Below are 19,488 nucleotides of genomic sequence, written 5' to 3' on the forward strand. Positions count from 1 at the left end.
TCACGGTTAACAACAAAACATCAGCCGGATGCGGCTTCAACCCGGTTACGCCCCAATGTCTTGGCGCGATAAAGGGCCTCATCGGCTTGGGCAAACAGCTCTGATGGGGCATGATTCTGGTTTGGCAGGTGGCAGGCAACTCCCAGGCTCATACTTACCACAGCGGCCGCGTCAGAGTCTTTATGTTCCATCCCCAGCGCCAGCAGCGCCTCAATAAACCCTTGTAGCAAGTGTTTGACCTGAGCTTCATTCTTACCCGGAAACAGCGCTGCCAGCTCCTCACCGCCTATCCTGGCTGCTACCAGAGCACCATGAGACAAGAGATAGCGCCGCCACAACGCACCAACCTGCTGCAGGCAACGATCTCCCTGCTGATGGCCATATCTGTCGTTGTAACGCTTGAAAAAATCGATATCGCCGATCACCAGTGAGAAAGGCTCCCCTTCTTGCATGCTATGGAGCCAGTAATACTGGAATCTATCATCGAAATGGCGGCGATTGGACAGGCCTGTCAAATGATCCTGCTGCGACTGTTTCGCCAGTTGGGCATTGTCTTCCTTCAGGCGACTGGCCTCTGAGTGGCTGGCATTGAGCTCACGGATAAGCTGATCTCGGCTCACATACAGGAGTTTGCGCATGGTGAGTGGCGTGCGGATAAAGGCGCGCAAATTATTGCGAAACAGCCAATAAAACAGCAGTAAAGGCAAGCTGAAAGAGATGGCCAGCACCAGCTTTCCGCGCAGATTACTGATCATCAACTCAATCAGCTCAGGTGACAACCCAACCGCGATCAGCGGAAACACTACCCCATCGAGACAAAGCACCAGAATAAACACCAAGGTGTAGACTCCGGTCACGGCGGCCAAGGTCTTGAGCCATTTCTTGAGCCAGATAAACAGTTGCATCATCAGCAGAAATTGCAGGGCTATCATGGTACCGCCCAGCAACATCATCCACAACGAAACCCGAAACAGATCCGGGTTAAGATTGTTGAAGTTGACCATACTCGGGCTTTCCAACACCCATAGCAGGAACTCGAAACCGCAAAAGACAAATAGATTAACCGAGACCAGCAACCTGAGCAGATAGTGAAACACATACTCGCGCCGTTCGGTGATTAGCAGCATGACGGCCGTCACCATAAAGGCACCGTAAGCCATGTTGCCACCGGAAAGTGTCAGGCCATCGGCCAGGGGAAAAGTGTATACGCCGCCCAATACTCCGCCAATGAGCAGAATAATGGACAAGTAGCTATATAGACCTACCCTGCGCACCATGGGCGGCAAAGTTGCCAGATACAGCGGAGGAATTGAGAAGAGGAGGAGGTTGGCCAAATACGCCAAATACACTGAATTCACGCTGATTTGCAGTTCGCAGTTCCTTGCCCATTACGCTGAGGTCATTGTAGTAGACCTAGGTTAACATGCCTAACTTTTTGGAACTGTGGATTTTTCCTGCTTTAACTCCTGCAGGCAACGACTACAGATACAGCTATGGCGTGGGATATTCCGCAGCGCCAACTCCAGGTAGCTGAAGTCAGCCTGCATGCACCAGCAAAGCGCAGGATCTGTACCTGCCGCCATGGCGCATTGATTGGCTTGCCTGCAGACGGGGCACAGGGCGGCGGACTTATCTGTCATAAGGCCTCCCTGTCAGCGGGATGATTGATGCCATCCATCACGGGAGCATCCTTGAAGGCAAAGGGATCCAACTCGTCGATACACCCCAGATTAATGCCGTACTCTTGTGGGTTTGAGCGCCTTTGATGGTGAGTATAGATACCGCAGCGACTACAGAAATAGTGTTTGGCGGTATGGGTATTGAACTGATAACAGCTGAGCAGCTCTGCGCCGCTCACCAGCTTGAGATTGGCCAAGGACACAGAAGCTACCGGTGCGCCGCGGCGGCGACACATGGAGCAATCACAACGGCGAACATTGTTGACTCCCTTGGGAAAAGTGAGCGCCAACTGAACCCCGCCACAATGGCAACGGGCAATATAGTGAGTCTGAGTCATGACAATCCCTGTAATCCTGATTTATCGGGCAAGCTTATGCTGAAAATTCAAGCGAAACGGCATACGGCTTATTTCATCTTGCCCCAGGGAAAAACGCTTGCCAATAGACAGAAGCTGAACTGCCAAGCTAAATAATTCTCCATTCAGACATTCATTCTATGCTTATCCTCCTGCCAATGGGTAAGCATTTCACCCGATATTGTTGCAGTAAATTGCCACTATTCCAGGTGCCATAATGGAACATTCAGCTTCGAGCTCCTGAGGCTGCAGAGCTCAAACCCATGCCTGAACCGATAATGTTGATAATGGTTGCTCTATTGATAATGGCGCTATCAGGCGGCTTACCGCCCCTATGGCACCGAGGATTTGTCATCAACGCCGAGGGGGTGCCAACGAATGTTTCTGATAGCGAACAAATCGCATACTATCGGAGCGAAACAACCAATCTCATTGATTAGCTGAGTTTTTAATTTATTTTTAAGGAAGCATTTTTCGCTCATAACCCTATGGATCCCATGCCACAAAGTAGGTAGACTGGCCCCGGTTTACCTCCTTGGAAACAAACCAAGGGATATGATTTGGGGGCGTAAATCGGTTGCTTGAGTGGCCAGTACGCGCTCTCCTCAACTTATAGAGAAGGAAATAATGGGTTTACAAGAAAAGCAATGGAAGCGCTCTATCGAAGAGCAGTATGTGGTTGAGTTCAAGCAGGACATAAAGAGCATTCTGGATGCCGACCTGGACGTAACCTTTGACTGGGATAGCTTCGACAGCGCCAAAGAGATCATGTACGTGCCCACCTATGCACTGGATCGTGTCAAATCCGCGTTCAGAGAACTCGCCAACGACCAGGATGCCAAGGAAGAGATTGTTGCGCAGATCAAGACCCTGCATATCAAGAACATCAACGACAATGCCGAAGAAGCCAAGAACATGCGTATCGGCGATGGCGTTTTCGCACTCGAAGTCGGTTTCGGCGGCAACCACGCCTGTGTCTTTAACGACACAGCTATCCGCCAGTACCTGGAAAATAACCTCTGATCATCTAAGCAGAGTATGATGCCTGGGCTCATCTCCGTTTGAGCCCATCAGTATCCAAGGCCGGTCATCCCCCTGAGACCGGCCTTTCTATTTCTTTCTATGCCCTCTCGGCTATTCAATGCCTGTCCTCTCATCGGTCTATAGCCAGCAGAGCTGCAATCCCTACTCCTTGCAGCCAGGTATAAAAAAGCGCGCCTATGGGCGCGCTGAATAGATTAAGGCTCTGAGCTTACTGCTTCTTGGGGAAGACTGGATAAGCCTCTTTGCCCAGCAAGATACCCTTTACTTCTTTACCATAGTAACCGGCATGCTTGTGATACTTGCCTTGGGTTTCCTCGAGCTTTCCTTTGAAGCGGGGATCCTGAGGACGCTCATGGGAGTTGATATAGGCGGCCACATCCCAGGCTTGCTGAGTGGTTAGCTGCATACTCTTGCCCAGTGGCATATTCTCGTGAATAAAGAAGGCTGCCGTGTTAACCCTGTGCATTCCGGCGCCCCAGTTAAAGCTCTGAGGCCCCCAAAGAGGTGGCAAGGCATATACACCGGCTATCGCCTGACCTTGGCCATCGGCACCATGACATGCCTGACAATGGGCCTGATAAACCTGCTCACCACGGGCAGGGTCATAGGCCTGCTCAGGTTTGGGGATTGAAGGGTAACCCCGGCCCGGCAGATTGGCGCGTTGCTCTACCGTCAATTGCTGCTTAATGGCTTCAGGAATAGGGAAGTCTTCCCGTTTGCCGCCCTTGATAAGCTCGGCATCGGCCAGTTCAGGCACTTCGCCTTTGACGCCGTATTGATCCATCAAGCCACCTACCCCAAGCCAATAGGCATAGGCAGACAAGGCCACCAACTCAGGGCTGCCGCTCTTTGGCGCCTTGCCGTTCATTGAATAGGTAAAACAGCCCTGGATACGCTCTTCGAAGCTGTTGACCTTATCATTCTTCTTCCGATAAGCAGGATAAGCAAAATAGGCACCCCAGATAGGAGAAGCGTTGGGCTTACGGCCGGCATCCATGTGGCAGTTGACACAGTTCAGCTCATTGCCGACGTATTTATCCCGCAGTTGCTGAGTATTGACGAACAGCTGATAGCCCTTGCGCACCTTGTCACCAAAGGCACCGGCCGGAATGGTATCCAGCGGTCTGGGGATAAGATATTCCTGTCCCTCCACCTTGGGAGAAGAAGGCAATTGCGCCTGGCGATCGGGAAGATTCTCGGCCTGGGCCTGAGCTGTCATTGCGGCCACAGCACCCATGATAAACAGAGTAGATTTTTTCATGCTGCGTCCTTACTTGAGATTGGCAAAATAACTGGCGATGGCGTCGATTTCGGCGCTGCTGAGCTGTTTGGCAACATGCTCCATCATGCCATCGACATCACCTTTACGGCTGCCATCCTGCCAGGCGTGCAGTTGAGTCTTGATGTAGCTGGCTTGCTGACCGGCAAGCCTTGGAAAAGTGCCGCCACCCAGGCCTGACGGGCCATGACATGTTACACAGGCGGGTAGGTTCCTGGTCCAATCGCCCTGGTACACCAGTTTTTCAGTCGGATCGGCAAATACCACTTGCTCACCTCTGAGCTTGGGTTTGACCTCGGCAACGCTCTGGGCAGAGAAGTAATCCGCCACCTGGCCGATAACCTCATCACCCTGCAGAGTCATTGCCATCGGCATCATAGTGGCGTTTTGGCGGGTTCCTGCCTGGAACAGCTTGATCTGTTGTTGAATATATTGGCTGGAAAGTCCGGCGAGCCTTGGGCCCAGCGGCTCTACGCCCTGTCCCTGAGGGCCGTGGCAACTGCCACAAAGCGCGGCCTGTGGTGGCATAGCCGGTTGTGCTGCCATGGCTGTCCCTATGGACTGAGCCAACAGCAGCAGGCCACCTGCGGCGAGCGTGATTGATTTCATCTGTTATCCCCCATTATGAGTAAGGGCTATAGCATAGATCCAAATCACATATATGAGAAGTTTGCGATAAATATCAAAAAACCAGGACGACCGGGCACAATCCAGATGCCATAAGGTTTGCAGCTCAAATAAATCCCAACCTTTGAAATATTTGCTTACGATTTGAGTTTTATAAAAAACCCTTTTCTAACAATGTATTGGATAACGATTCTCGTTTAGAGGTAATTACTCTCCAAAGCGGGTCGCCTCAAAACTGTTGAGAAAATGATGTAACAGGTAACAGGCCAGTAAAGTACCGACTATGGCCACCAGAATGCTGCTCACCCGATACAGGGCACTGAAGATCAGATCATTCCCCGGAGTCAGGTATTGGCCGAACAGTATTCCCAAGGTGGTCATGGCTCCAAAGCCCACCGCCGAGCCGCTGGCCTCTTTGACATGGGCCTGGGCAAACAACAGGGTACCGAACCAGAGCATGGGTACGACCAACAAAAGCACACCGGACCAATCATACAGAAACAGCTGCACCGCCATCCCGTATACCACCCCGAGTACAGTACCCATTGCCCGTTTGCGGGCATAATCGAGAGCCCCATTCCAATGCATGGGGAACAGCAACAGCAAGGTGGTTGCCTGAGCCGACATGGAGTCGCGCAGATCAAAAGCCTGGAATATCAGAAAGGACAGGGTTGCAACACTGGCCCCCATCAGCGCTTCATGGCGCATTCTGTGGGGCTGCTTGGGCCCGGGCACATAAGCGCTGCGAGGTTCAACATCCGGGATCAGCACTGTCATCAAATAAGCTATCAGCACAGACAGTACACTGGCCCAAAAGTTACCGAAGATGAGATCGTTAAGATCGGTATCCGGATAGCTGGCAAAATGCAGCATGATGCTGAGGCTGATCACCCCATTGGCACCAAATAGAAACAGAGCGCCACGGGACATACAGGCAAAGCGATACAAAAACAGCACAAAGACAATCAAGGTCATCAGTGCCGGATGGCTGCCAAGCAAACCGCCTATGATGCCAACCTCAATCCCACAGATGGCCGCAGCGGCCAGCAACTGACGCGCCGCATGGCCGTTCATCACAGGTACCAGTCCCAGCAACAACATGGGAGTGACAGTGTAAAACACCCCGTAATTCCAATTCATCAGCTTACAGATCAGAAAGCCCAGGCTGGCGCCGGTGGCTATGCGCAGGCACTGGCGCAGCTCATTCTGAGTCAAGGGGTGGTGACGCAGGATCATCGGCCACCTCAATAGATATAGTGCAGCAGGCTGATTGCCTTGATCTGCAGCTTGGCCATGAAACGGTAGAAACTGTTGTCCGGCAGTAGTTGTACGGTAGCACGGGAGCCGGCGGCCAACATGGGGTGTTCTTCACCCAGGAGTTCAAAGTGCAAACGCAGACGCTGGGCATCCCGCACCCAACGATCCGACTCGGTCGGTGTCGCCAACATGCCGTTGGCGTCGAATTGTCCGGCGCTGACACCGGCATCGCGGCTGCTGACCCTGGCGGGGTAGAGTCTGCCTGGCTCGGCATCGAACGCCACCCAGGCTTCAGTTCCAGGTTCGACCCCCCTGAGGGTTTTCTCGCGAAAATCGGCAATGATATCCAGCTGTTCCGACACCAGGGCCAATACAGGTTGGCCCTTGTTGGCCATGCTGCCACTGGCCAGTTGCAGATTGGTCACTATGCCTTCGTTTTCTGCCAGCACCTTGGTGTAACTCAGATCCAATTCCGCCTGAGCCAAACGGCTGCGGGCCTGGCGCAACTTGAGATTCTCTGTCCCGGCTGTTCCCCGGGAAACCTTGAGTTTGGCCAACTGCGCCTTGGAGGCTGCCAACTTGGCTAGCGCCGAACTGGCATCGGTATCTGCCTGATCCTTGAGTTGGCGTGACACACCATTGCTGGCATAGAGTGCATCCAGGCGCCTGGCCTCACGTTGTTTCTGTTGCAACATGGCCTCATTGGCGCTGACATCGGCTCTGGCAGCCTCTATGGCGGCATCCAGCTCGGCGTTATCCTGCATCGCTTGCTCCAGCGCCAATTTGGCTTGCTCAAGCGCGAGCTCAAAGGGGGCCGGATCTATGGCGAAGAGCAACTGACCGGCCTCTACATGTTGATTGTTGGCCACGGCCACAGATTGCACCGGGCCGCTCACTTGAGGAGCTATCTTGACCACAGTGCGGGTCGCCATCGCCTGCGGCGTCAGCGGCATCTCCAGATCCGCCAACATGAAATAGGCAAAGACCAGCACAAAGCCTGCCATGGAAATTTTAACGAGTCTGGCAAATTGTTGATCTGGCGTCATAAAGTCTCTCTCACTTATCTTGTTCTTGCTGCAGCTGATGTTGGGCGTTATCGCAAATCCTGGTAATCACGGCTTCAAAATGGGCCAGCTCATCCGGATCTATACCCACCAGCAGCTTGGCCCTCACCTGGATGATTCTGGCTTCCATGGAGCGAATGACCTCCTCTCCTTGGGCCGTCATGGAAACGATGCGAGCCCTTTTGTCGTGCTCGCAGCTGTGGCGGGTGATCAACCCCTGCTGCTCCAACTGCCCCAGAGTACGCATCAAAGAAGGCAGCTCTATCTCCAGAGACTCGGCCAGCTGCTTCTGACTGATGTGGTCGCCCATGCGTCTCAGCTTCCACAGCGCGGTCCAGCGAGGATGGGTCAATCCCAGAGGCGCCAACTCGTTATCGGCGACCATGCGCCACAACCTGTGTAAACGCCCCAAGCGCTCTCCCAGAGAAGTCTCGGTCAGCTGTTCTATATATCTGTGCATCTTGATTAACTGATTAATTAGCAGGCTAAGTATTTTATTTATTTAGCCTGCTAAGTAAATAGCCGATCGAAAATAAACCCGATCTGCCTCGCACATCTGTTCAGTAAGTAAACGGATCGGGACAAAAATTTGTCATACGTCGCAATCAGTTAACACAAGGGCCACTATAATTTTCCAACCTTGTTTGACCCGGTGAAGGTACAATGAGCCCAGCGCAAGGTCGGTGGCTATTACAAGGCTATTGAGATCCTGCGCCCTCGTTTTAATCACTCCCATGCCTGGAGGCTAACTTGTTCTCACATTTGAAAATCGGCACTCGAATCGTGCTGGGGATCTGCGCCGTGCTTATCGCCATGATGAGCTTTATCATGCCCTTGGTACTGTCGGAATTTTCCGGCCAAATTGACAATGCCGAGCAGCGTGAACTGCATAAGCTGTATCAAACTGCGATTGCTGAAATTGACTCTTCAGGCAGATTGGCCGAGGCGCTGGCCACAGTGGTGGCCAACACCCCGGAAATGCAGCAGGAATTCGCCTTCGGTGACAGGGATTCACTCAACAACCGCAGCCAACAACTGTTTGTCCCGTTGAAGCGGGATTTTGCCGTGCAGCAGTTTCAGTTCCATCTGCCACCGGCCACCTCCTTCCTCAGGGTACATAAGCCGGAAAAGTTCGGTGACGATCTCTCTGGGTTTCGCCAAACCGTAGTGAAAACCAACAACAGCAAGCAGCCGATAATGGGGCTCGAGAAGGGTGTGGCCGGCCTCGGGATCCGTGGCCTGGCTCCAATGACCTATCAGGGACAACACACAGGTTCGGTTGAGTTTGGCATGTCATTTGGCCAGCCTTTCTTCGATGCCTTCAAACAGAATTACCAGGCCGAAATTGCCCTGCTTACACCTGACAGCAGCGGTTACCGCCGTTTTGGCGGAACCTTTGAAACCGCGGCTTTCAAAGACACGGCGCTGCTGCAGAAAGTACAACAGGGAAAAGCTGACAAGTCTCTGATAAGTCTGAATAACAATAGTCATGTCCTCTACCTGCATCAGGTGACTGACTTTTCCGATAATCCCATTGGCGTACTGGCGATCGCCATGGATCGCAGCCACTCGGAAGCCAGCCTCTGGTATATCAAACTCAAGTTGGTAGCCATTGGTGCCATAGCGCTGTTGGCGGGCGCCGTTATCGCCTTCTTTATCGCCCGCAGCATCACCCGCCCTATAGCGCAAACCACCAGCGCCATGGAAGATATCGCTCAAGGGGAAGGCGACCTGACCAAGCGTATCGAAGTGAGCAGCAAGGATGAAATTGCCGATCTGGCGCGGGCATTCAATCTGTTTGTCGCCAAAATCCAGCAAACTATTCAGCAGGTGACTCAAGCCACGGACTCACTGGCAACCTCAGCCGAAGAGATGTCCGGCATCACCAGTGACAGCCGCCACAGCGCCGAGCAGCAGCAAAGGGAAACCGAACAAGTGGCTACCGCCATGAACGAGATGGCTGCCACGGTTCAGGAGGTCGCCCAAAATGCCACTGTTGCCGCCGACTCGGCAGAGCAAGCCGATGCCGCCACAGATTCGGGTAAACAGGTGGTCAACAGTGTGGTTGAGCTGATGGCCGGGCTGGAGTCAGAGATCCGCGGCGCCGCGGCAGCTATCGACAAGCTAGAGCAGGACAGTCAGGCGATAGACTCAGTGTTGGAAGTGATCCGCAATATTGCCGATCAGACCAATTTGCTGGCACTCAATGCCGCCATTGAAGCAGCCAGGGCCGGCGAACAGGGACGGGGCTTTGCCGTGGTGGCCGATGAAGTACGCACCCTGGCGAGCCGCACTCAGGCATCAACAACCGAAATTCAGCAGATGATTGAAACCCTGCAACAAGGGGCGCAGTCAGCCGTCGGTGTGATGCAGAGCAGTAATCAAACCATGGATAAGTGTGTTGCCGAAGTGCAAAACGCCGATGCGGCTCTCAATGAGATCCGCGCCGCGGTTTCCGCCATCACCCAGATGAATATCCAGATAGCCAGCGCCGCCAATGAGCAGTGCGCTGTCTCGGCCGAGATAAATCGCAATCTCAACAATATCAATGATGGCGTGGCTCAGGGCAGTGAAAGCGCCGCCCAGATAGCCGTCGCCGGTGAAGAGCTGGCGCAGCTGTCGGTACGCCTCAAGCAGTTGGTCAGCCAATTCAAGGTTTAACTCACTAAAGACAAGCCCACCGATTGGTGGGCTTCCTTTTATCAAAGGTTCACTGAGAGGCCATCACTTGCCTGGACGCACCCCCAGAGTATGGCAGATAGCATAGGTGAGCTCGGCGCGGTTCAGGGTATAGAAGTGGAAATCTTTCACCCCTTCACGGGAAAGCACCTTGACCATGTCGATGGCCACGTTGGCGCCCACCAACGCCCGGGTACCGGGATCGTTATCCAAACCTTCAAACTGGCGGTGCAGCCATCCCGGCAAAGACACATTGGTCATGGCGGCGAAACGCTTGAGCTGGTTGAAGTTGCCCACAGGCAATATTCCGGGAACAATTTCCACATCAATGCCGGCGGCCACACAACGGTCGCGGAACCTGAGATAAGACTCCACATCGAAGAAAAACTGGGTGATGGCACGGCTGGCACCGGCCTCAATCTTGCGCTTCAGGTTGATAAGGTCAGCCTGGGCATTGGCCGCATCCGGGTGCACCTCAGGATAGGCTGCCACCGAAATATCAAAGTCGGCAACCGAGCGCAGCAAACGCACCAAATCTGAGGCAAAACGTGTCGGCTTGGAACTGCCTTCCGGCAGATCGCCCCGCAGCGCCACTATGTTGCGAATGCCGCTGTTCCAGTAGTGTCGCGCCAACTCCAGTAACTCTTCATCACTGGCATCCACCAGCGTCAGATGCGGCGCCGCCACCAGCTCGGTTTCCTGCTGGATCCGCTCGATCACGCTGTGAGTGCGATCCCGCACTCCTGAGTTGGCACCATAGGTGACGGAAACAAACTTGGGATTCAGTGGCTCCAGGCGCTGAATTGAGTTCCACAGCAAGGTTTCCATCTCAGGCGTTGAGGGCGGAAAGAACTCGAAAGAAACATTGATGTCGCCGTTGAGCTCGGACAAGCTCTGGTTCAGCGAGTGCGCATGTTGTGCGTGATGAAAAGCCATTGAAAATTCCCTCAACTGTCTATCTGGACGTTTGGACGTCTATATGTCCACATACTAGAGAAACTGTCATTGAAGTCAAGCCCTAAGATGGCTTCAAAGATGTATTTATCTTAATCAGTATAAAAGCCGCTAATGAGCGTTTCTGCAAAGCCTCGGCTTTACACCTGGAGAGAGCTTCCACACAAGTTATCCTGTGCCTGGAAAATAGGCGTATCTCTGCAGATATATAAGCAATTTCAAGCAACGCTATGATTGCAGAATTGCACCAATTCCCCCTTCGGAGCCGCCGCTGGGGTTGTTGCAAATTAGCGTAGCCGAGACAGGGATGTCGAGGCTCGAAGGTCGAGCAAGGCGAATGTTGCGAAGCAACTAGTTCATGAGCGCGAGCCAAGGAAGGCGAGCTGGCCCTTATGCATGGATGCATTTGGCGAGTCCTGAGTGTAGCCAATTTGCTTCATAAGCCAGCGGGGATTTCGGCTACGTCGGGGGTGTCCTTGGGGATGCAAGGGGCTTTGGACAAGCAAAGCCCCTTGCCCGGTGTGGTGTGGAACACCACGACTTTACGCCGCTGGCACAGCGGCTAGCATGGCTTTAAGCCAAAGCTCACCAATGAACTTGATCTCAGCTTCCAGCTAAACCGCAAGCCCGTCACCCGCGGTGCGGATAGACTGAAAGCCCGAATACAGTGAAGGACAGCACGTCCGAGAACGGCCACTCACACAGGCTTTTCCTAGCCAAGAGCCCACCAGCTTCAAATATGACGCTAATACCAGCCCTACTCCTGCAGCAGATCGCGACAGATCTGCACCAGATCCGACTGTACTGCCGCGGCAGTCACTTCCCTGCCGGCACCTGGGCCGCGAATGATCAGCGGATTACCCTGGTAGAAGGCCGAGCGGATGACAAACACATTATCTCCCGGGGTCAGATTGGCGTATGGATGCTGACGCTCGACCCATTGCAGAGAGACTTCGGCATTAACCTGGCCATCTTGCTGCTCCAATGAAGCCACATAGCGCAGCACCTTGTTTTGCTCGGCCGCGGCAGCAAACTGCTGCGCGAGAGCGGCATCCAATTCGGGGATCCGCTGCAAGAACTCATCCAGCGGAATGTCGGCCAGCGCCTCAGGCACCAGAGAGCTTAAGCGAATATCTTCAAGCTCCAGTTCCAGACCTATTTCTCGAGCCAAAATCAACAGCTTGCGCTGCATGTCACGCCCGGAAAGATCGTCCCTGGGATCCGGCTCAGTGATCCCCAGCTCTTTGGCCTGCAGCACCAGCTCGGAGAAAGGTTTGATGCCATCGAAATGCTCAAACAGCCAGCAGAGCGTGCCGGAGAAGATACCGCCGACAGCCTCTACCCTGTCGCCGCTGTTGTGCAAATCATTGAGCGCGTGCTGCACCGGCAGCCCGGCGCCGCAACTGGCGTTGTAACGCCAGAACAGTCGGCGGTTACCCAACTGCTGTTTCAGCTCGCGGTAGAAAGGCAATGGCCCGGAGCCGGCCAACTTGTTGGCACTGACCATATGAATTCCACGGGCAAAAAACTCAGGATACTGTAGTGTCAGTCCGGCGCTGGCACTGATATCCAGCGCCACCAGTTCATCGGCTTGCAGCAACGCAAGCTGTTCGAACAGATGTTCATACTGCCAAGGGGTGGCTTCGGCTTCAAACCTTGCCTGCCAGTCATCTCCAAAGATCCCTTCATTGCAGATCCAGGCACGGCTCGAACTCGCCAAGCCCAGGAGTTCAACACTGGCCTCCAGCTCACGTTTGAGGCCGTCGCGGGCTCGGCCGAACAACTCCACCCAGGCTTCGCCTATGTTACCCACCCCCAGCAGAATAACGCCTATGCGTTTGCGGGGGCCGGCGCAGCGCCTGTGCACCTTCTGGGTCAGCAGGTTCACCTGCGATTTGGGCACCAGGGTGACCAGGCTGAGTTGGTCCTGATACAGAGGCCGCGCTTCACGGCTCAGCAAGCGGGCAAAGCTGCGGCGATAACTGCCGGCGCCACTGCTTACCAGGGCTACCAGCCCAAGCTCTCTGTCCTCGGTAATGCTTTGAATTTTGAGCTCGGATGTCTGCGCTTCCAGTAACTGCCAGACTTGGCGGGATAATTCGGGAGTATAGGCCAGCTCAAGTTTGTGTTGCCCCTGAGACCAGTAGGCCAGCGGGTTCAAACCCGCCTCATTGAGCGCATCAAGCGTCTGAGTCTGAGCCTGGGTGCCATTGAACTCCAGGCTCAAGAGGGACACCTGATTGAGATTGGTCACCACAGGAGCGCTTGCGGCATCACTCTTGGGGGCTATCAGGGTAAAGTCGGTATGCGAGGCGTAGCTCGAACGCACCGCCAGGCTGACCTCGGTATCAAACAGCGGCTGCAGGGTACGACAATGCAGTACCGGGGAGCCGAGCCGCGCCAGGCGGTCGGCCTCAGCCAGCGACATACTGCTCAGCAGCCTGGCATCGGCAATCTTGTTGGGATCGGCATTGAACACCCCTTCGACATCTGTCCAGATAGTCACCCTGTCGATATCGGCCAGGCTGGCTATAAGAGTGGCACTGAAGTCGGAGCCGTTGCGACCGAGCAGCAGAGTTTCGCCTTGGCTATTGGCGCAGATAAAGCCGGTGATCACCAGGCGCTCATCGGGATGCTCGGCCAGCAGTCGCTGTACCCTTTCACGGGATTCATCGAGGCGAATCCTGGGTACTGCGCCCTCATCGGCAATCAACAAACTGCGGGCATCCACATGGGAAGCGGCGACACCTGACTCCCTCAGTAGCGCCGCCATCAGTCTGGCCGACCAGCGTTCACCGAAACCCACCACCTGATTGCATTGGTATTCGCTGAGTTCAGGCAAGGACAACAAACTGGCCAGTTGCGCCTTATCTGTAGACAGACGCTCCCGCAGTTGACGTGCCTGTTCATTGCCCAGCAGCTGTTCAATCAGATTCTGCTGATAACCGACAAGCACCTGCAGCTCTTCCTGCCACAGAGCGCCGGATTCCTTCAGGTTCAGCAGTTTATAGAGAAAATTGGTACTCTTGCCGGCGGCGGAAACCACTACAAGATCATCTGCATGACCATGGGTCAGCAAAATATGGGCGACCCGTCGGTAGCAATCGGCATCGGCGAGACTGGAACCGCCAAACTTATGTAGGTGACAACGTGCCATCTCAAGCTCCTTCAATTCAACAGTTTGCGGCTGCAGCCAATCCGGCGGCGATATCATCCAGCAGATCCCGGCCATCTTCTATGCCCACAGACAAGCGGATAAGCGTGTCTTTAATGCCGGCTTCGGCGCGAGCATCACACGCCATGGCTCTGTGGGTCATGGTGGCGGGCACGGCCACCAGGCTCTCAACCCCTCCCAGGCTCTCGGCCACGGAAAACAGCCTGAGCGCGCCGAGGAAGGCAACCACCTGCGCCTCATCACCCTTGAGCTCAAAACTCAGCATAGCGCCAAAGCCACTCTGCTGCCTGGCGGCAATCTCATGACCTGGGTGGCTCTTAAGCCCCGGATAGTAAACTTTGTCTACCACGGGACTCTGGCTTAGCAGCGCCACTATGCGCTCGGCATTGGCCTGATGCTCGCGGATCCTCAGCGCCAGAGTACGCAGGCCACGCAGGGTCAGGTAGCTGTCGAAGGCGCCACTGCTCAGCCCGAGCGTGTTGGACCACCAGTGCAGCTGCTCTGCCAGTTCAGGATCTTTGGCAATCACGGCGCCGCCCACCACATCGCTGTGGCCATTGATGTATTTAGTGGTCGAGTGCACCACTATATCGGCCCCCAACAGTAAAGGCTGTTGCAGCGCCGGCGATAAAAAAGTGTTGTCGACCACCACCAATGCGCCCAGCTGGTGGGCCGCCTCGGCAATAGCGGCAATATCCACTACCCGCAGCAGCGGATTGGACGGCGTCTCGAGCCACACCATGCGCGGCTTTTGCGCCAGGGCAGCGGCGAGTGCTTGCGGGTCGGTTTGATCCAAAACCTGCAAGCGAAACTGGCCCTTGGCAGCCAGATTGGTGAACAGCCTATAGCTACCGCCATAACAGTCATGGGGCACCAACAAGAGGTCATCCGGCCCCAGCAGGTTGACCACCAGAGTAATGGCCGCCATGCCGGTCGCTGTGATTGCCGCACTGCAGCCCTGTTCCAGCTCCCCCAAGGCATCCCCCAGAATGGAGCGGGTAGGATTACCCGAGCGGCTATAATCAAAGGCTCTTGGCTGAGTGTGGCCATCAAAGGCATAGTTGGTCGACAGATAGATGGGTGGCACCACGGCCCCGTGCTGGCTGTCTGATTCGATGCCCTGCCGGACCGCTGTGGTTGCTAATCGCCGCTCTGTCATAATCGACTCCTGAATGCTGAGGTTCGACACCATAAAGATGTCTGGACGTCTAAATCTAACCAATGACCATCCAGCCGTCAATAGGCATCAAGACGTTTGGACGTCCAAATGTATGGATTTCTGTTCATATTGCACAGATTTTGCAGGCAATCATTTGACTGTATCCTGTAAGGGTTTAAAATCTGCTGCGAATTAGTGAGATCACAGGTGAATCAATGACTGAATGGAATGGCGAATACATCAGCCCTTATGCCGAACACGGCAAGAAGAACGAGCAAGTGAAAAAAATCACTGTCTCTATTCCGTTGAAGGTGCTGAAAGTATTGACCGATGAGCGCACCCGGCGCCAGGTAAACAACCTGCGGCACGCCACAAACAGCGAACTGCTGTGCGAAGCCTTCCTGCATGCCTATACCGGCCAGCCACTGCCCAACGATGGGGATTTGTCCAAAGACAAACCCGACAGCATCCCGGAAGAGGCCAAGCGCATGATGGATGCCATGGGCATAGAATGGGAAGACATGGAGTAAGTGTGTTGTCCCTCAGAATTACCTTATAGTTGAACAAGGATCGCGGTGCGATCCTTGTCTTTTTTGGGGCTTGCGAATGTTGTCACTGATAGATCCCGTCACCCTGCTACTGGCGTCCCTGATCATATTTACCGGCGCCCTGACCCAGTCGTTGATAGGCTTTGGCTTGGCCGTGGTGGCCACACCTTTGCTGTATATCGTCGATCCGGAACTGGTTCCTGCCCCGGTTATCGCCATGGGTTTTTCCATCGCCCTGCTGACACTGGTACGCGAGCGTGGCCACCTGGAATTCAACGGCCTGCAATATGCCTTGTTGGGAAGGCTTCCCGGCGGCCTGATTGGCGCCACCCTGCTGTTGCTGGCGCCGCAGCCTATTCTGGGCTTGACCATAGCCTTGATTGTGGCCGTAGCCGTATTCCTCAGCCTTAGAAAGTACAGCATCAAGATCAACCGCCTCAGCCTGTTTATTGCCGGGATATTTTCCGGGATCTTCGGTACCGTGGCCGCCATAGGCGGACCGCCGATGGCCCTGCTGCTGGCGGGTAAGGATGCCAGTCAGTTCCGCGCAGCGCTGTCGGCCTTCTTCATCTTCAGCTCATTGATAGCCTTGATTATTCTCGGCTGTTTTGGCCTCTTGACCTTGAGACACCTATGGCTTTCGCTGTTGCTGCTGCCTTCGGTATTTCTCGGTTTTCTGGTGGCTAGCCGCTTGGTGGGCCGGGTGGATAAAGAGAAGACCCGAGTCCTGACGCTGGCGCTGTGCGCGCTGAGCGCCCTGTTGCTGACCATCAAATCAAGCCTGGCGCTCATCAACGGTTAATTTTAGAAGTGATAGCTGGTTTGCAGTACGCCGCCTATGGCGTCATCGCTGCCGAACATGCCGGTGAGATCCAGCCGGAAACTGTTGCCTATGGCGAACCCTGTCCCGAGTGAATAAAGATCGGCGGTGTGATCATTGAGATCCTGGCGATAACCGAGCCGTAAAGCAACCCAGTCAGCAGGCCGGTATTCACCGCCCAAACGCCAATAGCGGCTGCCCTCAAGCTCGGCAAACTTGTCGTTGTCGGTAAGATCCAAGTCGCTGCTGAGTGAAAAGGCCGCCCAGTCATAGGCCACCCCTGCGGTAACCATAGGTTTCACCTGATAGGTAAGCTGCACGCCGCCGGCCTCTATGCTGCTTAAGTCCCGCTCGATAAGATTACGACCACTGACACCGATAACCAAACCATCCAATGGCTGGAATGCCAGACCGATATCCAGGTTAAAGCCTGTGTCATCGCTTCGATAATCATCATCGTTGAAATCATCGGCATCGAAGTTATTGGCGCTGACAGCATAATTAAAACTGTCCAACCGTTGCAGCTTGGGGGTGACTCCCACTGTCACCGGCATATTGACGATAGATAGCGGATAGCTCACGGCAACCCCGAGCTCGGAAACCGCCCCGGCCACCACTCGCCCCTGGGAGGTTAAATCTTGGATTTCCGGCGGATTATTGGGGTCCAAATTATCCAGGGCATCAATATCCGCGGCAGCGATTTCGGCTATTCCCAAGGCATCGAGATAACTCTTGAATACAAAGGCATAATTAAAACCATCCGAGGGCATGACCAAAGCCATATTGATACCGGCGCTGACATAGGCGCTGTTGCCCTGCAGCGATTGCAAGTCACCACTGAGGCGCTTTCGGTAGTCATCGATAGCCGCTGTGTCGGCGGCGTCTATGGCATTGACCAGGGCGTCATAGTTATCCTGCAGGGCGTCAAACTTGTCGATCATCTGATCTTTATCGGCGCCATCGGCGCCTATGGTTGGAATGAGTAAACTGAAGTCATTGCTGCGGCGCGAAGGCAAAGCCAGCAGCGCCGGATTGGAAAAGGCCGCCGCCTCACGATTACCGGCCGCCACGGCAACGCCGCCCATGGCATCGGCGCGGGCCTCATAAACATCCTGCCCAGCCAGCGCCAGCGTGCTGGCAAACCCCGTCATAAGCAGTGTCAAAAGACTCAGTTTCATCCCATCACCCTCTTGCTTTTATCTGTAACCTGGCACAGCGGTTACCTGGGTTAAAGATAGTCCAAATCTCGATGAAACTATGGCATCAAACACAAAAAAGCCCGTACCAAATGATACGGGCTGAGGCTCAAACAGGTTCAGAAGTGCTTGTTAACCAAGATAGCTCTGACCTGCATAGAGAATAAAGTGTCTAAGTGCCAGCACGCCGGTCAGGCTGCAGCAGGCTACCGCCAGCATGGCTCCCTTGGTGTGACGGGTACTCGCCGGCAGCAACAGCATGGAAAGCAGCGGGATACCAAAACCTATACCCACAACCCCAATCCAGAACACGCTGGCCCAGACGCCGCTTGTCAGTGATGCCAGCGCGGCAGCAGCAGCGCCCCCCTTGAAGTAGAGCGCGCAGAACAGCATAAACAGGAACAGGATTTCTGCCGCCATTACCGGCAATTCCAAACCGTGCATCCGTCCCAGCTGTGAGCAGTGCTTGTCTGTCTTGAACAGCAGCAGCGCTACTACCGCGTTGGCAGCCGCACCGGCCGACAAGCCGGACACCAGGAACAGTGCCGGTAAGACGGCAGTGTTCAGCATGGGGTAGGCGTTCATGGCAGAGATCAGGAAGCCGGTATAGGCACCCACGACAATCGCCAGCACGAACAGCAGCACTTCCATGGTCTTGCGCAGGCCAGTCAGTGATTCTGCAATCCCCTTGAGGAAACCCAGACCCCAGTTGCCGAGATCATCTTTCAGCACGACCAGCGCATAGGCAAAGGTCAGCGGAATGTAAACCAACAGCGCCAACACCCCGATGGACATGACAGAGGTCAGGTTATAGTTGATCAGAATCAGCCAGAAGTGGAATGGCTTGGTCAGGTCAAACACCAGACACAGCATCCCCAGACAGATAGCCACTGGCGCTATCAAGGCTGCGGCCTTGAGAATGCCGCTGTCACCCTCTGTCTTGTTTTGCACCCAACGCAGCCCGATCCCAATCAACAGACTACCCGCCGACAACCCCGCCAAGAAGAGGTAAACGGCTATGACCCAGTGCCAGGTGACAGGGTCGTATTGCGTCATATCGCCCCAAGTATTGTTCATGATTGGATCCCCCCTCTCTTGACAGGAATACGGTAGATTCTGGGTTTGGTTCCCAGATGGGTCTTGTCCTGATAAGTCACGCGGGTGTTGAGCAGAGTCGCCACCTCGCTGCTGGCCTCGTTGGCATCACCGAACACCAGGGCGTCTGTGGGACACACAGTCACACAGGCGGGTTGTTCGCCGCGCGCCAGTCGGGTGTCCTTACAGAAGTTGCACTTGTCGGCCACCTTGGTTTCCGGGTTCATAAAGCGCACTTTGTAGGGGCAAGCTGCCACACAGTACATACAACCGACACACTTTTCCGCCTTGATGGAGACTATGCCATCCTCACCCACATAGGCCGCTCCGGTAGGGCAGACCTTGACGCAAGGGGCATCTTCACACTGCTGACAGGACACCCTGTGATACTTGAAGTGCAGATGCGGCGCATCCCCGAATGGACCTTCTACCCGTACCTGCAGGCGAGTTACGCTCTCAGGTACACCGTTTTCGCTGCGGCAGGCGACGTTACAGGCCTGACAGCCGATGCACTTATTCTCGTCATGCACCATCACATATCTTTTAGTCATCTTCG

Annotated in this window: 18 protein-coding genes; 4 read left to right on the forward strand and 14 right to left on the reverse strand. The window is 54.6% G+C overall.

Annotated features, from left to right (window positions below):
• Positions 1-20 precede the first annotated feature (20 nt).
• The 3 genes from N512_RS23025 to N512_RS0113120 form a co-directional block, all read right to left on the reverse strand.
• A complete protein-coding gene (locus N512_RS23025) occupies positions 21-1,247 on the reverse strand; it encodes a GGDEF domain-containing protein (protein ID WP_197021457.1) in 1,227 nt (408 codons plus the stop codon).
• Positions 1,248-1,427: 180 nt separating this feature from the next.
• Positions 1,428-1,640 (reverse strand): cysteine-rich CWC family protein, encoded by a 213-nt coding sequence (locus N512_RS24110; RefSeq protein ID WP_081737167.1) that lies wholly within the window; start codon positions 1,638-1,640, stop codon positions 1,428-1,430.
• Complete coding sequence (locus N512_RS0113120) at positions 1,637-2,017, reverse strand: GFA family protein (protein WP_037475021.1); 381 nt, start codon at positions 2,015-2,017, stop codon at positions 1,637-1,639. The genes N512_RS24110 and N512_RS0113120 overlap by 4 nt, the downstream gene beginning before the upstream one ends.
• A 645-nt stretch (positions 2,018-2,662) precedes the next feature.
• Here N512_RS0113120 and N512_RS0113125 point away from each other — a divergent pair.
• Positions 2,663-3,058 carry a hypothetical protein gene (locus tag N512_RS0113125; RefSeq protein ID WP_025010187.1) on the forward strand — a complete coding sequence of 132 codons (396 nt, stop codon included), beginning with the start codon at positions 2,663-2,665 and terminating at the stop codon, positions 3,056-3,058.
• A gap of 229 nt (positions 3,059-3,287) precedes the next feature.
• On the opposite strand, the gene N512_RS0113130 is transcribed toward N512_RS0113125, so the two are convergent.
• The 5 genes from N512_RS0113130 to slyA all read right to left on the reverse strand — a co-directional run bounded on the left by N512_RS0113130 (position 3,288) and on the right by slyA (position 7,766).
• Positions 3,288-4,340 carry a c-type cytochrome gene (locus tag N512_RS0113130; protein WP_028780627.1) on the reverse strand — a complete coding sequence of 351 codons (1,053 nt, stop codon included), beginning with the start codon at positions 4,338-4,340 and terminating at the stop codon, positions 3,288-3,290.
• A 9-nt stretch (positions 4,341-4,349) separates the two neighbouring features.
• Positions 4,350-4,904 carry a c-type cytochrome gene (locus N512_RS0113135; protein WP_231473586.1) on the reverse strand — a complete coding sequence of 185 codons (555 nt, stop codon included), beginning with the start codon at positions 4,902-4,904 and terminating at the stop codon, positions 4,350-4,352.
• A 288-nt stretch (positions 4,905-5,192) separates the two neighbouring features.
• Positions 5,193-6,221, reverse strand: a complete 1,029-nt coding sequence (locus N512_RS0113140; protein ID WP_025010188.1) for a DUF2955 domain-containing protein — start codon at positions 6,219-6,221, stop codon at positions 5,193-5,195.
• Between the two features lie 8 nt (positions 6,222-6,229).
• Entirely contained in the window at positions 6,230-7,288 is a 1,059-nt protein-coding gene (locus N512_RS0113145; RefSeq protein WP_028780629.1) for an HlyD family secretion protein, read from the reverse strand.
• A gap of 10 nt (positions 7,289-7,298) precedes the next feature.
• Positions 7,299-7,766, reverse strand: a complete 468-nt coding sequence (slyA, locus tag N512_RS0113150) for a transcriptional regulator SlyA (RefSeq protein ID WP_025010189.1) — start codon at positions 7,764-7,766, stop codon at positions 7,299-7,301.
• Between the two features lie 353 nt (positions 7,767-8,119).
• On the opposite strand from slyA, the gene N512_RS0113155 reads away from it, so the two are divergent.
• A complete protein-coding gene (locus N512_RS0113155; RefSeq protein WP_051472807.1) occupies positions 8,120-9,967 on the forward strand; it encodes a methyl-accepting chemotaxis protein in 1,848 nt (615 codons plus the stop codon).
• Between the two features lie 63 nt (positions 9,968-10,030).
• Here N512_RS0113155 and metF read toward each other — a convergent pair whose 3' ends face one another.
• The 3 genes from metF to metB form a co-directional block, all read right to left on the reverse strand.
• Positions 10,031-10,921 carry a methylenetetrahydrofolate reductase gene (gene metF, locus N512_RS0113160; RefSeq protein ID WP_028780631.1) on the reverse strand — a complete coding sequence of 297 codons (891 nt, stop codon included), beginning with the start codon at positions 10,919-10,921 and terminating at the stop codon, positions 10,031-10,033.
• A 775-nt stretch (positions 10,922-11,696) separates the two neighbouring features.
• Positions 11,697-14,096 carry a bifunctional aspartate kinase/homoserine dehydrogenase II gene (locus N512_RS0113165; RefSeq protein WP_028780632.1) on the reverse strand — a complete coding sequence of 800 codons (2,400 nt, stop codon included), beginning with the start codon at positions 14,094-14,096 and terminating at the stop codon, positions 11,697-11,699.
• 16 nt (positions 14,097-14,112) lie between these two features.
• On the reverse strand, positions 14,113-15,273 hold the full coding sequence (gene metB / locus N512_RS0113170) for a cystathionine gamma-synthase (protein ID WP_028780633.1): 1,161 nt from the start codon (positions 15,271-15,273) through the stop codon (positions 14,113-14,115).
• Positions 15,274-15,488: 215 nt separating this feature from the next.
• Between metB and metJ the strand changes: the two genes are divergently transcribed.
• Both metJ and N512_RS0113180 read left to right on the forward strand, forming a co-directional pair.
• Complete coding sequence (metJ, locus tag N512_RS0113175) at positions 15,489-15,803, forward strand: met regulon transcriptional regulator MetJ (RefSeq protein WP_025889629.1); 315 nt, start codon at positions 15,489-15,491, stop codon at positions 15,801-15,803.
• 76 nt (positions 15,804-15,879) lie between these two features.
• Positions 15,880-16,623 carry a sulfite exporter TauE/SafE family protein gene (locus N512_RS0113180; protein ID WP_028780634.1) on the forward strand — a complete coding sequence of 248 codons (744 nt, stop codon included), beginning with the start codon at positions 15,880-15,882 and terminating at the stop codon, positions 16,621-16,623.
• A gap of 2 nt (positions 16,624-16,625) precedes the next feature.
• On the opposite strand, the gene N512_RS0113185 is transcribed toward N512_RS0113180, so the two are convergent.
• From N512_RS0113185 to N512_RS23030, 3 genes are all read right to left on the reverse strand, one after another.
• Positions 16,626-17,819, reverse strand: coding sequence for a conjugal transfer protein TraF (locus tag N512_RS0113185; RefSeq protein WP_028780635.1), 1,194 nt, complete (start codon positions 17,817-17,819; stop codon positions 16,626-16,628).
• A 150-nt stretch (positions 17,820-17,969) separates the two neighbouring features.
• Entirely contained in the window at positions 17,970-18,914 is a 945-nt protein-coding gene (gene nrfD, locus N512_RS0113190) for an NrfD/PsrC family molybdoenzyme membrane anchor subunit (RefSeq protein ID WP_025889627.1), read from the reverse strand.
• Positions 18,911-19,483: a 4Fe-4S dicluster domain-containing protein gene (locus N512_RS23030; RefSeq protein WP_037475025.1), complete on the reverse strand. Its 573-nt coding sequence runs from the start codon at positions 19,481-19,483 to the stop codon at positions 18,911-18,913. The genes nrfD and N512_RS23030 overlap by 4 nt, the downstream gene beginning before the upstream one ends.
• Positions 19,484-19,488 lie beyond the last annotated feature (5 nt).

This window comes from Shewanella sp. 38A_GOM-205m (assembly GCF_000518445.1).
Classification (GTDB): domain Bacteria; phylum Pseudomonadota; class Gammaproteobacteria; order Enterobacterales; family Shewanellaceae; genus Shewanella; species Shewanella algae.

Coding starts and splice junctions, on each gene's coding strand:
- metF (WP_028780631.1), bottom strand. CDS start 10,921: ATGGCTTTTCATCACGCACAACATGCGCACTCGCTGAACCAGAGCTTG.
- N512_RS0113180 (WP_028780634.1), top strand. CDS start 15,880: ATGTTGTCACTGATAGATCCCGTCACCCTGCTACTGGCGTCCCTGATC.
- N512_RS0113125 (WP_025010187.1), top strand. CDS start 2,663: ATGGGTTTACAAGAAAAGCAATGGAAGCGCTCTATCGAAGAGCAGTAT.
- N512_RS0113165 (WP_028780632.1), bottom strand. CDS start 14,096: ATGGCACGTTGTCACCTACATAAGTTTGGCGGTTCCAGTCTCGCCGAT.
- N512_RS0113140 (WP_025010188.1), bottom strand. CDS start 6,221: ATGATCCTGCGTCACCACCCCTTGACTCAGAATGAGCTGCGCCAGTGC.
- N512_RS0113120 (WP_037475021.1), bottom strand. CDS start 2,017: ATGACTCAGACTCACTATATTGCCCGTTGCCATTGTGGCGGGGTTCAG.
- N512_RS0113185 (WP_028780635.1), bottom strand. CDS start 17,819: ATGAAACTGAGTCTTTTGACACTGCTTATGACGGGGTTTGCCAGCACG.
- N512_RS23030 (WP_037475025.1), bottom strand. CDS start 19,483: ATGACTAAAAGATATGTGATGGTGCATGACGAGAATAAGTGCATCGGC.
- metB (WP_028780633.1), bottom strand. CDS start 15,273: ATGACAGAGCGGCGATTAGCAACCACAGCGGTCCGGCAGGGCATCGAA.
- nrfD (WP_025889627.1), bottom strand. CDS start 18,914: ATGAACAATACTTGGGGCGATATGACGCAATACGACCCTGTCACCTGG.
- slyA (WP_025010189.1), bottom strand. CDS start 7,766: ATGCACAGATATATAGAACAGCTGACCGAGACTTCTCTGGGAGAGCGC.
- N512_RS0113130 (WP_028780627.1), bottom strand. CDS start 4,340: ATGAAAAAATCTACTCTGTTTATCATGGGTGCTGTGGCCGCAATGACA.
- N512_RS0113145 (WP_028780629.1), bottom strand. CDS start 7,288: ATGACGCCAGATCAACAATTTGCCAGACTCGTTAAAATTTCCATGGCA.
- metJ (WP_025889629.1), top strand. CDS start 15,489: ATGACTGAATGGAATGGCGAATACATCAGCCCTTATGCCGAACACGGC.
- N512_RS0113155 (WP_051472807.1), top strand. CDS start 8,120: ATGATGAGCTTTATCATGCCCTTGGTACTGTCGGAATTTTCCGGCCAA.
- N512_RS0113135 (WP_231473586.1), bottom strand. CDS start 4,904: ATGGCAGCACAACCGGCTATGCCACCACAGGCCGCGCTTTGTGGCAGT.
- N512_RS24110 (WP_081737167.1), bottom strand. CDS start 1,640: ATGACAGATAAGTCCGCCGCCCTGTGCCCCGTCTGCAGGCAAGCCAAT.